Below are 13,860 nucleotides of genomic sequence, written 5' to 3'. Positions count from 1 at the left end.
CAAGTGTTTACACTTTAAAAAGTTGAACACTTGCTAATCAAACCTAAATCCGAAATCGAACATCCGAATTCCCAAACCCAAACTACTCCATCATCAACCTGCGGATCAGTTCGGCGCTTTGAGCTTTGCCCTCTTCCAGTCGGTGACTAAAGAACGCCTGGGTATCGTTAAAGTGTTTTTTATACCCTTCCATATCCCCATACCCAATAATTGACGACCATTCCCTCACCGCCGAGTGGAACTCCAGGTCGTCGCCGCGGATAGTTTTATCGTACAGAGCTGTTTCCAGTGATTCGTCCAGCAGTTCTTCGTTCTTAAACAGGTATTCGGCAATACCGAGGCGCAGGCGGAAGGGCGGGGTTTGGCAAATGAGGTTATCATAAGGGTTAACGCCCAGGTGGTACCAGGCATCAACCATACTCAGGATACTGAGGTGCGAGTTGGGCTTTTGATGATCGGCATGCTGGGAGAGCGAAAACTCCTTCATCACGGTATCGTTGAGCATAATAGGCTTGCGGCTTTCGTGAAAAACAAAGTCGCGCGCGCGGTAAATACGTTGCTTAAATGCATCAGCCTCCTCTTTGATCATGAGCTTAAACAACTCCGACTCTGATTCGGCATAGCGCTTCACCTGCTGGCGGGCATAAGGGTTAAGGATGGCCAGCCCGGCATAAACGTGGGCCTTGTAGCTGAAGATCCGGAGCGTGGTCAGGATCTTCACATTATCTATGCCCCCAATATATGAGGCGTTTTCCCATGGGAAAAACCCTGCCGATTTCCAGGCTGTGCCCATACTCTCAAACCCTACGTGGGTTACGGCCTGGGTATCGGCTACAATACGGTCGTGCTCGTGGTAGTCGGCAATTTCAACTATATTGCTGCCAATGGCGGTAAACAGGTCGTACATGCGCTGGTAGGCGTCGGGCGTTGAGCGGTGCGGGATCAGGATGAGGGTTTGGCCGGCAGGTTCAAAACCCGGGCCGTGCATCCCGTGAAAGGTAACTATCTGGGCATCGGCGGGCAGGTGCTTTTCGAAGGTAGCAATCTCCGGGTGCTTTACCGAAGTTTGCCCGGCCACAATAGCACCGTACTTGGTTGAAGGGCCATACTCGGCTACCACCCGCTCCATGCTTTCGGCCTCAACCGAATAGATGATCAGGTCGTTGATGCGTGCAACATCGCTGCCATGATCCATAACGGTGATGCCGTGGGGTGTAAGTTCCTCTTCAAGCTTTTCACGGTTGGCGGGCAGGTCGCAGCCCGAAACGGTGTAACCCGCTTTTGCGAACGCCTTTGCGTACAGGCGGCCCATATCGCCCAAACCAATAATACCTATATTCATGGCGCTAATATAACTATGAGTAGGTTAATTACGTACGAAAGCTTATTTTAGCCTCAAAAACGCAGGGTGCATATAATAAAAACCGAATATATCCTGTTTTGTTAATAGCATATACCTAATTTTACACTTGATGAACAAGCATTTACTACTTACGATAACGGTTTTAATAGCGATGATAACGGGCAGCGTTATGGCAACTTTTGCACAGGACAGCACCAAAAAGAAACCCGCTACCTTAAAACCCAATGCTATTCCGCCCATTGTAAGATCGAGCCCGGCAGCGCTTAAAAATCCGGCTGTAGCATCGCAACAACCGGCTAAATCTGCTTATGCCCTGCCCAAAATCAGTGCTGCTGCCGATTCGGCCCTGCAAAAAGATAAAAGCCTTAACGGCCAGTACAAATACCTGCTCAGCAAACTATACCACTATCAGCAGCCGCTGGTTGCCGCCCTTTGGAAAAACATGAAGGATACCCTAAACACCGAGCGCCACCAGCTTAAAGAAGCCCAGGCTAAACTCGCCGAACAGGGTAAAAATGTTGAAAGCCTCAAATCTGACGCGAGCAATAAGGAACAAGCCCTCAACGAATCAAACGCTAAACGCGACGAGATCAGCCTGCTGGGAATTCCCTTCACCAAAGCAACATACAACCTGATAATGTGGGGACTGGTTATTGTTTTTGGCGTGGTTGCCGTTATAGTAATAGCCCGCTCGGGAGCTCACAGCCGCGAAGCCAGGTACCGCATTAAACTATACGAAGAGCTTGACGAAGAGTACAAAGCCTTCAAAGCCAAAGCCAACGAAAAAGAAAAGAAACTCGCCCGCGAGCTCCAAACCGAACGCAATAAGCTTGACGAGTTGTTAGGCAGAGGGTAATTTTGATTTCAGAGTTCGGATTTTCGATTTCGGATTTGTTAAGTTTCTAAAACGCGGTCATCCCGAACTTGTTTCGGGCCCCTACAGGACAGGTATTGCACATGACGCAGACTTAGCTGATGGGCTGCCGAAACAAATTCGGCATGACGTGGGGATTAACTCGCTTGTTATTCCCCTCTTTTATAATCAACCTGATTTAATTTTCAAAATCACAAAATCTCCCCCTGCTATGCCCAATACAAATCTCCTTTCCCTCATAACCCAATTACGTTCCATTGCTGATACAGGTCTGCTGTATGCCAAAAACGAATATGACATTGAACGCTACCAGGAACTGCAGCACCTGAGCACTCAGATGTTTGATGAAGTAAGCGGGTATGGCGTCGAAACCATTAACCTGCTATTTCCGCAGTCCAGGGACTACCCTACTGCCAAGGTTGATTTACGGGGGATCCTGCTTTCGCCGGATAATAAGATCCTGCTGGCACAGGAAAGCGGGGATGGCAAATGGTCGTTACCCGGTGGATGGGGCGACATTGGCTATACACCTAAGGAAACCATTATTAAAGAATTTTGGGAAGAAACCGGTCTGCAGGTTACTGCCGACAGGCTGCTGGCCGTATTTGATAAAAAAATGCACCCGCACCCGCCACAGCCTTTTTATGTGTATAAAATGGTTTTCTACTGCAAAGCGGTCACTACCGAAATTAATAAAGGCTTTGATGTACTGGACGTGCAGTATTTTGATATCGATAACCTGCCCCCGCTATCGGAAGACCGGATCCTGAAAAGCCAGATTCAATTGCTTTATCAAAAGATCGTCAACAACGATATCAGCGTTTGGGCGGATTGATAACCTACTGCTGTTGACAGTACATTATTAAAAAGCGTCATTGCAAGGTACGAAGACAACCGACCGAAGGGAGCTCATTAATACCTATAGAAAACAAATTATAGCTATTAATAATCCCCGACAAGCAGAGCCACTTTGTATAGTTCGCGATTACTTCTCGCAATGACGTGATTGTAAGCGACTGACTATTAAGAGTGTGTTTTTTGACCAATTTATAATATGGGCGTTCCCGTTAGCTAACGGGCCGGGCTTTCCGTTCCAAGTCCTCGCTTTCCTGGCGCGCAATGGCCCCCGCCACGCTCCGGGCTTTACGCTTCCCTAACGCAGCCCTACGCACAATCGCTAATACTTTCTACCTCATCACATTTTTTCCGGGGTTTCCCTGGTGGTTACTCTCAGTGATGTTTAATATATAATTAATTATATCAGGCTTTTAAAACACCCCTATCATCAAAAACTACTCCTTCAAATCAGGCAGCGTACGTTTATCAGCAGGCAGTGCCAGGTACTTTTTGTACGAATCATTGATATAAACCGCCAGCGACGGGCCATTGTTACTTTTGATAAACGCGTATGAAGGCCTGTAAAGCGTCATGAAATTTTCAAGCTCCTGGCCGCGTAGCGGGATAATGCTTTGTACGTAGTTCATGGTAAATACCTCGTCAACGTGGCGTTCTTCTTCCTCATGTTTAAAGTATTTTTTCAGGCGGCGGGCATCTTTTGCCTCCTTACTAAACCACGAAGTCGGCGACAAGGGATAAACCTTGCTCCGGGTGTATACCTCGGGATATTCTTTATGAGCATCAAAGGTTTCACGTTTGGCGCTGATATTAACCTGCCTTAAAGCTATGGTTTGAGCAACTAACTCTATTTTTTTGTTGGTAAAATCGGTAACATATAACGTATCTGATACATACCCCGGAGAACTGAAAATAAGCGTGTGCCCTGTTTCGGTACGGATACTGAAATTACCTTTGCTATCGGTAATGGTCATCTGCCTGTTCTGGTTATCACGCACAAAAACATTCCCCATTTTATTGTTTTTGCCCAACTCAAAAACAGTGCCTTTTACCACAGTTTGAGCATTTACGGTACAGGCTAAAAATAGCAATGCAGATAATATAAGGTATTGGTATTTCATAGTAGATTATTTGTGCTGTAAATTAAACTTATTTTTTGTACCAAAGGTTTTCAATTTAACACTTTTTACCCCCTCCCTTATCTTAAATGACAAAACCCTGAACCAGCACTACAATATGGTGCAAAAAAAACGCTCCATCAAATTGATGGAGCGGATGGCAAGTCATTATTGTTGTATTATGTCCCGGTATCGTTTTACTCAGGATTTAGGTTAATATCGGTTAACTTTAAAATCAGAGATACCGCCACTCATATGGATCAGGATCCTGTTTTTTGCGGCATCAAAGCCATCGGTTTCGTAGTCATTATCACTCTTTTTACTAAAGCCCTCAAACTCGTTTGATGAGAGGCCTGTATTGGATGTGATACGGCATGCAGCGCCTTTGGGTACCCTTATAGTAACTTCAGACGCACCGGTTGAAACCTCTATATTTGTGTTGGTAAGAGGGGCTCCAAGCTTCACATCAAACGATGCTGCACCGCCCTTTAAAGATAGGCTTTTTATTTTGAATTTTGAAAGGTCAAAATTTAAATCTGTTGCACCTGTAGTTACGTCAATATCCCATACCGGATTGGTGTTTAATTTAATGTCGGCCTTATTGTTTTTGCGGTCGTCGGAGTCAAAATGAAAGCCTTTATTATTTTTCAAATTAAGGTTAAGCACATATACCGAATCGTCCTTACTGTGGTTAAAGGTATACTTACCGTAAAGTTCCTGCGTTTGGGCGTTAAACAAATCAGTGGTACTATCACTTAAGTTGTAAATGGTACCGCCGCCGCTGATGTTAAGACGGGCATGTTTAATATCGGCAGTATACTCCTGTTTAAAAGTTTTATCGCCGCCTATTTTAACAACACCCTGATCGGTGTTGGTGGTATCACTGTCGTCGTCATCATTGTCATTGTTATAATCATCGCTATGGAAGGTCCATGCATTTGGCCAAAAATGATAGCGCTTACCAAAGTTGCCAAATACCAGCAATGCAAAGCAGCCTACTACAACCGCCAGCTTCAGGATAGTAGCCAATGGCGACCGGTTGCCTGCAAACACCAGGCTGATACCGCCCATTATTAAAAATATAGGCCACAGGTACAGGAGGTTCATCCAGTCGAAATTTATTACGTGAAAGTTATCCAGCAGGAATACCACTCCCAACAACACCAGGATCGCGCCCGGAACAAGTTTATCGCTTTTCATAATATTATATAGTTGGAGGTGTATCTTTAGTTTCTGTTTCGTCTTTAGCAGGCCCTGTTTCGGAGGTATCGGTTACCTCGTTGGCATGCCAGCTTTGTTTTTCCCATGGTTGTTTCTTAACCCCTGAAATGATCAGCGCTATACCTGCACCCACCAGCATTACCGGCCAAAGGTTTTCAAAATCCCAGTCGGGCATCAGGTTAAGCTCGTTGAGCAGGAATATCGAACCCAAAAAAATCATCGCCACGCCAAATATTAGCCCAACTGTTGAAGCTTGCTTTTTAGGGGGATTTACAAAGGGCGGAGGATTAAAAGGCCGGTTACTAAACTTGGGGTCGTAAAATGGCCCTGATTGCGATGCATCTGTAAAAGGATTATCCTGAGGAGGTACCCTGTAATCAACACCGGGGGTAAAGTCAAAGCCTTTTTTGGGCAGTACTATCCACAGTACTATATATATAGGTAAGCTAAAGCCTTTTAAAATAAGGGTTACTAAAAATATAGCCCTGATAACTGCTACATCCGTGCCGAAATGCTCGGCAAGGCCCGCGCAAACACCGCCTATTACCTTTCGGTGCTCGTCACGATGAAGTTTCTTTTCCATAATTTATGTTCGTTTATGTTTAAAGTTGATTTATCATAACTGGCCCGGCGCAGGTTTGATGATGATTTCGTCGACATTTGCGCCGGTGCTCATCCTGTAAATATTGATGATTGCCGATGCTATATCTTCGGGCAGCACCATGGTATTTTTGTCAACAACCGCGTCTTTCCATGAATCCGTCAACGTCGATCCCGGTATTACGGCGGTAACTTTTACACCATGCTCCTGCATCTCGAGCCTCATTACTTTTGTTAGACCTAATAGCGCGTACTTTGTTACACTGTAACTACCGGCTTGTGGAATAGGATTTAACGACGCTACCGAACATATATTAAAGAAGTGCCCTTTACGTGCATTTGCCATGGCTTTACCAAAATAACGGTACAGCTCATAGGCCGGCATCAGGTTAGTATTCATCTGGATCTGAAAGGTATCTTCGGTATCATCCAGTATGCTTGAAGGTATAAACGTGCCCAGATTATTAACCACAACATCAATAAAACCAAGCTCGGCTTCGGCAGCAGCTGCAAATTTCAGCAACTCAGCTTTTTTGCTGCCATCAGCTTTCATCGCAAAAACTTTTACCCCGGGGTCAATTTGTTCCAGTTCATCTTTAAAATTCAATAATTCTTGCTCATTCCGCGAACAAATTGCCACGTTTAATCCTTCATTAGCAAAAGCAATTGCAATTGAGCGGCCCATGCCTTTAGTTGAACCGGTAATGAGTACGTTTTTCATATTGTTAAAATTAATTTTTATTGTTAGTGAAGCTTTATGCCCGCAATTTACGTAAGCATAATAATTGATACGCTTATAAAATTGAATTTAAAATGACTTGTTTTAACACCTGACCATTTAGGCTTAAAGGTAAAAAGCGTATTTTTAACCGATTTTTATACATATAGATGTTTCATAGCTTAGGAAAATATATACTCTTACTGCGTTTAAGTTTCAGAAAGCCCGAAAAATTCAGTGTGTACTGGAGCGAGATCATGCGTGAAATGGTTTCGGTGGGTATTGGCTCGCTGGGTATTATTGCCATTATATCGTTGTTCATCGGCGCGGTAGCTACTATTCAGACAGCATTCCAGCTTATCAGCGATTTTATTCCAAAATCAATAGTAGGAGGCATCACCCGCGATTCAACCATATTGGAGTTTAGCCCAACCATTTCGGCACTGGTTTTGGCCGGTCGTGTGGGTTCAAGTATGGCATCGCAAATTGGTACCATGCGGGTTACCGAACAGATAGATGCCCTTGAAATTATGGGCGTAAATGCCCCGGGCTACCTGATCTCCCCTAAAGTTATTGCCGGCATAACCATGATCCCCTTATTGGTCATCGTATCTGTTGGCCTGGGTTTAACCGGCGGCTATATAGCCTGTCTTGCATCAAATGATGTATCAACAACCGATTATATTTCCGGTTTAACAGATGGCTTTAACCCGGTTATTGTTACCGTATGTGCTGTTAAAGCTATATTTTTCGGGTTCGTTATTACATCCATCTGTTCGTACCAGGGCTTTTATGTTAACGGCGGCTCGCTTGAAGTTGGGCAATCGGCAACGCGTGGAGTTGTTTGGAGCTGTATCATGATCCTGTTTTGTGACCTTATCATTTCACGCCTGTTACTATGATCGAAATACAAGACGTATATAAAACCTTCGGCGAAAACGAAGTTTTGAAAGGGATTACTGCAACTTTCCAGGCCGGAAAAAACAACCTGATCATCGGCGGGTCCGGATCAGGAAAAACCACTTTGCTGAAATGTATTGTAGGCCTGCATGAACCTACAAAAGGTAATGTGATTTTCGACGGCGAAAACTTTACCAACATGAACTTTGAACAACGCGTGCCTATCCGTACCCAAATAGGGATGCTTTTTCAAAACTCGGCCCTTTTTGATTCCATGACCGTTGAGCAAAATATCATGTTTCCGCTTAACCTGTTCACCAACCAATCAAAAGCCGAAAAACTCGACCGTGCCAACTTTTGCCTGGAAAGGGTTAACCTTGCCGGTAAAAATAAATTATACCCTTCCGAATTATCGGGCGGTATGAAAAAGCGGGTGGGTATTGCCCGTGCCATTTCCATGCAGCCCAAATATTTATTTGTCGATGAACCCAACTCAGGACTCGACCCGCTAACATCTATCCTGATAGATGAACTAATCTCTGAACTTACACAGGAATACAGTATCACTACCGTAGTAGTTACCCATGATATGAACTCGGTAATGGGCATAGGCGATAATATCATTTTCCTGTACCAGGGCAAAAAATGGTGGGAAGGATCAAACAAGGAGATAGCCAAAACCGACAACAAAGAACTTAACGACTTTGTATTTGCCAGTCCGTTTATGCGGGCGGCGAAGGCAACGCTATAGCGAGTCGGAAAGTCGGAGGCCCGAAAGTCCGAAAGAAATATCTTAGATTTGCGCAATTAATTAACGCAAGATTTCCGGCAATAGACTTCTCTATCTTTCGGACATCCCACTTACGGACTTTCGGACTTCAAAAAAATGATCCAACTACTTACCCCAACGCACTGGAAAGATTACGAGCTGATTGATTGCGGCGATTTTGAAAAGCTGGAACGCTTTGGGAACACCATACTCATCCGCCCCGAACCACAGGCGGTTTGGAACAAAACCCTGCCCGCTTCTGAGTGGCAGCGCTTACATCATATTAAATTTAAAGGCCGTTCGGCCACGTCAGGCGAGTGGTTAAAAAAAGACCCTAAAACACCCGATCGCTGGCATATCGAATATAAAAACAAGGAAGCAGCCATTAAGTTCAGGCTGGGACTTACTTCATTTAAACATGTGGGCATCTTCCCGGAGCAGGCTGTAAACTGGGACTATATCAGCCAAAATGTAAAACGCTTTAAAACACCCGAACCCAAAGTACTTAACCTGTTTGCCTATACCGGCGGCGCTTCGCTGATTGCGCGGGCAGCAGGTGCCGATACCACCCATGTTGATTCGATAAAACAGGTAGTAACCTGGGCCAATGAAAACCAGGAGATCTCGGGTTTAAACAATATACGCTGGGTTGTTGAAGACGCTTTAAAATTTGTAAAGCGCGAGCTGAAACGCGGCAAAAAATATAATGGTATCATCCTTGATCCACCTGCTTACGGCAACGGCCCTAACGGCGAAAAATGGAAACTGGAAGATAATATCACCGAAATGATGCGTGATGTAACCCAATTGCTCGACCCTGAAGAGCACTTCCTCATCCTGAATACTTACTCACTTGGCTTCTCCTCCGTAATAGTTGAAAACCTCATCAAAAGTTCGTTCCCGCAGGTGCAAAACCTCGAAATAGGCGAGCTTTACCTGCAGGCCACAGCCGGGCCAAAATTACCGCTGGGCGTTTTTGGAAAGTTTCATAAAATTAAAAGTAATTAATTTCCAATATCTATCTTTGGCGGCGACCGAACCGACACAATTGCTGCTTATAAGTGGCTGGAAATTAAATTAATTAAACACGCCTTACATACACCTGCATTATATTGAACGTTAAAACAATGAAATTAAAAACGCTTGTACTATCCGCTACATTTGTGGCATCGGCAGCTTTGCTTTTAAACAGCTGCTCCCAAAATGGCAATAATGCCAAAACCGACGGTAAAAAGACCGCCGCTGCAGTTAAAGGTGATTCGGCCGAGGCTGAAACAGCAGATACCTTAAGCGTTAAAAAATCCGACTATCCTCCTATTGATAAAAAGCTGTACGACTCGTTGATGAAATTCAACGCGCATGGCGATACTACCGGCAGGTGGCCTGTTAAAAATACCCCGTACCCAATAGGCGGTGCCATTTTACCATTTAAACGTGTAGTTGCTTTTTACGGCAACCTTTACTCGAAAAGAATGGGCATTTTAGGTGAGTTACCTCCCAATGAAATGCTTGCTAAACTTAAGGGCGAGGTAAAACACTGGGAAAAGGCCGATCCTAAAACCCCGGTTCAACCTGCATTGCATTATATTGCGGTTGTAGCCCAGGGCGACGGCGGTAAAGACGGCAAATTCCGTTACCGTATGCCATTTAAACAAATTGACAGCGTGTTGGTACTGGCTAAAAAAGCGCATGCCATCGTATTTTTAGATGTACAGGTAGCTTTAAGTAACATCCGTGCAGAATTACCACTGCTTGAAAAATACCTGGAATTACCGCAGGTGCATTTTGGTATGGATCCTGAGTTTTCGATGAAAGACGGAACCCATCCGGGCAAAAAGATAGGCACTTATGATGCTGATGATATCAACTATGTATCAGACTACCTGACCAATATTGTTAAGAAAAACGGCCTGCCGCCAAAAATCCTGGTAGTTCACCGCTTTACTAAAAAAATGGTGACCAACTATAAAAACATCAAGCTGCACCCCGAGATCCAATTGGTAATGGATATGGACGGTTGGGGCGAACCTGACCTGAAAACCGGCACCTACCGTTATTTTATTAACCAGGAGCCGGTTCAGTTTACAGGTTTTAAATTGTTTTACAAAAACGATATCAAAAAACCACCTCACCACATGTTAACACCGGAGGAAGTTTTATCAAGATACAAACCATACCCGATTTATATTCAGTATCAATAAGTCGAGAGTCTTAAGTTTTAAGTCAGAAGTCCTGAGTAAGTAATAAAATTTATTTACCCGGGACTTTTGCTTTTAAAGCTATATTTTCGAGACCTAACAAAAAAGGCGTCATTGCGAGGCACGAAGCAATCGCGAACTATACAGGGCAGCTCTGCTAATAGGGGATTGCTTCGTTCCTCGCAATGACGATCATAACAGACTTCTACATTTTAGAAAAAGAATTTATGATAAAATGGGGCATTATTGGCTGCGGGCGTATTGCGCACAGGTTTATGCAGGGATTTACAGCGGTGCCAGATGTTGAACTGGTAGCTTCCTACTCGCGCCGGCCCGAAACCGTTGATGCCTTTGTTGCACAATATGGCGGCAAAGCCTGCCGTAGTGTTGAAGAATTACTTGCCAGTGATATCGACGCGGTTTATATAGCTACGCTACCTGATAGCCATGCAGCCTATAGTATTGCTGCTCTTAAAGCCGGGAAGCAGGTACTCTGCGAAAAGCCGGTAACTGTTAACCTTGCCGAATTGGATGAGGTGCTTGCTGTTGCCAAACAAACGGGCTTGCTTTTCATGGAAGGCATGAAGCCTCCCTTTTTTCCGCTATATGGTAAGCTTAAAGAATACCTGGTCAATGATCCGATTGGCCCGGTGGGTTATGTAAGGGCTGGTTCTGCTGTGGCTGATTGCCCGCCCGATCACCCGAATTATAACCTCGAGCTTGTTGGCGGCAGCCTGATGGGGATCGCTATTTATGAAGCCTTTTTAGCCCTCGACTGGCTTGGCCCCATGCAGGATATCCAAACCATGGGCAGGTTTAGCGAAACCGGGATCGACATGTTCGCCATTTTTCAAACGCTTCATCAAAATGGTTATGCACAGTTGTATTGCGGTTTTGATATGCATGGTAAGGGCGATGCGCTGATAGTAGGAACTCTTGGGAATATCACCATCCACAAAAACTGGTGGAACCCTGCAAAAGCAACCATCAGCTATCTTGATGGTCGCAATGTAGAATTGAATAAACCATTTACCGCAGGGGGACTTAATTATGAGATCATTCATTTTTGCGACCTCATAAAGCAGGGCAAAACCGAAAGCCCGGTACTGCCACATGAACTATCCCGGCAAATGATAGCTATGATAGATCAAGCGAGGGAGCAGATAGGTTTAAAATTTCCCGTGGAGCGTTACAAATAATTATCTCCCAACTGGCGCAAGTTTTGTGTGATTGCCTGTGCCGGGCTAACTTGTGCCTTCGACGCTATGTAAACGTATAGCAGGATTTAGCATTTAATCTGTAAACCTTTTTAGGACTATACAGGCATTCGGACCGGCACAAGTGAGCATACCCGCAACCATTCGCACAACACTTGCGCCAAAAAAGGCATAAACAAATAACTATCTCCGAAATCGAAATTCCGAAATCTTATTTACAGCTTAGCTGAATTAAGCACCGGATTTTGGCTGGCGTTTACCTGGTAGGTGTAGATGGCATTTTGCTCATCAACTTCAACTATGCGGTAACCTTTGTAATCGGTACCCCAGTCGCCGCCTATATGCGAATCAAAAAAATGCGGGAGTTTATCGGTGTAGCGTACGCCATCCAAAAGATGATCATGACCGTGAAAAACAGCTTTTATATTGGGATACGAATGCAGCAATTGGATGGTTTCGGGGCAATCAACAAATACATCATTCTTAACCCATTTGGTAGGCGGGATGTGCAGTATCACAAAAACGATCCTTTTATCGGCAAATTTATCTAATGACGCTTTGAGGAAAGCATTATTAGGGCAGGTGTAAACGCCTTTTGTATCGGCGGTATGAGCCAGTACAAAACCTATATCGCCAAACTCCACCGTGTATTTATCCTCATAACCAAAGGCATTCTTCCAAACGGTGGCATCCGCAAAATCATGATTGCCGGGGATGGTATGGTAGGGAACATTTAACTTATCAAGGTATTTGGTTTTGATCTCCGGCAGCAGGTCCGGGCGATTATGTACCAGGTCGCCGTTTACAATCACAAAATCAAGGTGATTTTTGCTATGGTCTTCGTTAAGCCATTTAATCATATTCCCAGTATGCAGGGGAAAATCGGTTTTCGGCTGGCCATAATGGATATCGGACGCCAGTGCAAACCTCAATTTAAGTTTAGCATTGGTAGTGCGGTTATACCGGTTATTTTCGGCAGCAAAACTGTTAACAGCAGGTAAAAGACTTAAAGCGGCTACACCTGTTAAGGCGGTGCCGAAAAATTCGCGGCGCGAGGTCATAGGATCTTATTTGCTGGCGAAGGTAGTTTTGGGGTGTTAAATAAAGGTTAAGAAAATACCTAATTTAACCTATCCTGATATAGACTATATGAATTTTATTCCAGTTTTAACGGCGGACCTACAATTTGCATCTCATGATCGTTGAAAATCTTGGCAAGTTCTTGTTTTGTTGGCTCATGATCCAGTGCCTGCATGGTTACAAAAAAACTTTCAAGTTTGCCGGCCGGCTGAAGCATAACCGTCATTTTTCCTTTTTCAGATACTTGTGTCCATGCGTGTGGCACATTTCGGGGTAAAAAAACACTATCGCCTGTACTTAAATGAAACTTATCTTCACCAACCTGGAAGTAGTAGGCGCCATCTAAAACGTAAAATATTTCATCCTGTAAGGGATGCACATGCAAGGGGGTACCCCGGCCTTGCGATAAACTTGTTTGCTCAAAAATAGCCAGGTCGCCGTCGGTATCACTGCCGGATACTTTCACATCCAGTATATTTGAATTGACACCTTTTAATTTAATATGCCCATGTACGCGGCCTTCTCCTGCGCTTATTTTAAATCCTTTGTTTACGCGCAGCGATCTCTTTAAATCAATTGCAAAAGACGCTAAAGGCGTTGCGGCAAAAGCGAGTACAGCAGCAATGAAATTATTTCTTTTCATGGCAAAGCGATTTATATTGGTTTATAAACCCGTTAATTTATTACCTCATTGATATAAAAGTAGTTATAATTATTTAGTTATGTTAATCCTTAAGTATTCCTGCATGATCGGGATTATTGTTTTGATTAAAATATTATGTATTTCGAAGCGGAATGTTGTCGGGCCAACCTTTTACATGGTTGTAGGCTGCACATACCAAAAAATTCGCGACATGAGGGCATTGAAGGTTATTTTGTTAGCAAGGGTAGTTTGGGGTATTGAAAAGATTAAGAAATTGTCTGAATCAGAATTTAAAAATATCCGG

At 44.1% G+C, this 13,860-nt stretch carries 14 protein-coding genes; 7 read left to right on the top strand and 7 right to left on the bottom strand.

Features of this window, described 5'->3' with window-relative positions:
• Nucleotides 1–82: 82 nt before the first annotated feature.
• Nucleotides 83–1,342 (bottom strand): prephenate dehydrogenase, encoded by a 1,260-nt coding sequence (locus SNE26_RS28620; RefSeq protein WP_321557237.1) that lies wholly within the window; start codon nt 1,340–1,342, stop codon nt 83–85.
• A 130-nt stretch (nt 1,343–1,472) separates the two neighbouring features.
• On the opposite strand from SNE26_RS28620, the gene SNE26_RS28615 reads away from it, so the two are divergent.
• The gene (locus SNE26_RS28615) at nt 1,473–2,219 is read left to right on the top strand and encodes a hypothetical protein (protein ID WP_321557236.1); all 747 of its coding nucleotides are present in this window, start codon (nt 1,473–1,475) and stop codon (nt 2,217–2,219) included.
• A gap of 229 nt (nt 2,220–2,448) precedes the next feature.
• A complete protein-coding gene (locus SNE26_RS28610) occupies nt 2,449–3,072 on the top strand; it encodes an NUDIX hydrolase (RefSeq protein ID WP_321557235.1) in 624 nt (207 codons plus the stop codon).
• Nucleotides 3,073–3,529: 457 nt separating this feature from the next.
• On the opposite strand, the gene SNE26_RS28605 is transcribed toward SNE26_RS28610, so the two are convergent.
• From SNE26_RS28605 to SNE26_RS28590, 4 genes are all read right to left on the bottom strand, one after another.
• Nucleotides 3,530–4,213 (bottom strand): carboxypeptidase-like regulatory domain-containing protein, encoded by a 684-nt coding sequence (locus SNE26_RS28605; RefSeq protein ID WP_321557234.1) that lies wholly within the window; start codon nt 4,211–4,213, stop codon nt 3,530–3,532.
• A 210-nt stretch (nt 4,214–4,423) separates the two neighbouring features.
• Nucleotides 4,424–5,410 (bottom strand): LiaI-LiaF-like domain-containing protein, encoded by a 987-nt coding sequence (locus SNE26_RS28600; RefSeq protein WP_321557233.1) that lies wholly within the window; start codon nt 5,408–5,410, stop codon nt 4,424–4,426.
• A 4-nt stretch (nt 5,411–5,414) separates the two neighbouring features.
• Nucleotides 5,415–6,014, bottom strand: coding sequence for a PspC domain-containing protein (locus SNE26_RS28595; protein WP_321557232.1), 600 nt, complete (start codon nt 6,012–6,014; stop codon nt 5,415–5,417).
• A gap of 33 nt (nt 6,015–6,047) precedes the next feature.
• Nucleotides 6,048–6,752, bottom strand: coding sequence for an SDR family oxidoreductase (locus tag SNE26_RS28590; RefSeq protein WP_321557231.1), 705 nt, complete (start codon nt 6,750–6,752; stop codon nt 6,048–6,050).
• A gap of 167 nt (nt 6,753–6,919) precedes the next feature.
• Here SNE26_RS28590 and SNE26_RS28585 point away from each other — a divergent pair, with 167 nt between their 5' ends.
• The 5 genes from SNE26_RS28585 (at nt 6,920) to SNE26_RS28565 (ending at nt 11,815) form a co-directional block, all read left to right on the top strand.
• Nucleotides 6,920–7,651, top strand: coding sequence for an ABC transporter permease (locus SNE26_RS28585; RefSeq protein WP_321557230.1), 732 nt, complete (start codon nt 6,920–6,922; stop codon nt 7,649–7,651).
• Nucleotides 7,648–8,400, top strand: coding sequence for an ATP-binding cassette domain-containing protein (locus SNE26_RS28580; protein ID WP_321557229.1), 753 nt, complete (start codon nt 7,648–7,650; stop codon nt 8,398–8,400). The genes SNE26_RS28585 and SNE26_RS28580 overlap by 4 nt, the downstream gene beginning before the upstream one ends.
• 135 nt (nt 8,401–8,535) lie before the next feature.
• Nucleotides 8,536–9,426, top strand: coding sequence for a class I SAM-dependent methyltransferase (locus SNE26_RS28575; protein WP_321557228.1), 891 nt, complete (start codon nt 8,536–8,538; stop codon nt 9,424–9,426).
• 119 nt (nt 9,427–9,545) lie between these two features.
• Nucleotides 9,546–10,619, top strand: a complete 1,074-nt coding sequence (locus SNE26_RS28570; protein ID WP_321557227.1) for a hypothetical protein — start codon at nt 9,546–9,548, stop codon at nt 10,617–10,619.
• 182 nt (nt 10,620–10,801) lie between these two features.
• The gene (locus tag SNE26_RS28565) at nt 10,802–11,815 is read left to right on the top strand and encodes a Gfo/Idh/MocA family oxidoreductase (RefSeq protein ID WP_321557226.1); all 1,014 of its coding nucleotides are present in this window, start codon (nt 10,802–10,804) and stop codon (nt 11,813–11,815) included.
• Between the two features lie 233 nt (nt 11,816–12,048).
• Here the strand turns inward: SNE26_RS28565 and SNE26_RS28560 are convergent, their stop codons facing one another.
• Nucleotides 12,049–12,894, bottom strand: coding sequence for a metallophosphoesterase (locus SNE26_RS28560; RefSeq protein WP_321557225.1), 846 nt, complete (start codon nt 12,892–12,894; stop codon nt 12,049–12,051).
• A gap of 95 nt (nt 12,895–12,989) precedes the next feature.
• Entirely contained in the window at nt 12,990–13,556 is a 567-nt protein-coding gene (locus SNE26_RS28555; protein WP_321557224.1) for a cupin domain-containing protein, read from the bottom strand.
• Nucleotides 13,557–13,860: the final 304 nt, after the last annotated feature.

The organism is Mucilaginibacter sp. cycad4, assembly GCF_034263275.1.
GTDB lineage: Bacteria > Bacteroidota > Bacteroidia > Sphingobacteriales > Sphingobacteriaceae > Mucilaginibacter.
The sequence above is the reverse complement of the archived record's forward strand: the minus strand, read 5'-3'. Positions and strand labels throughout refer to the sequence as shown.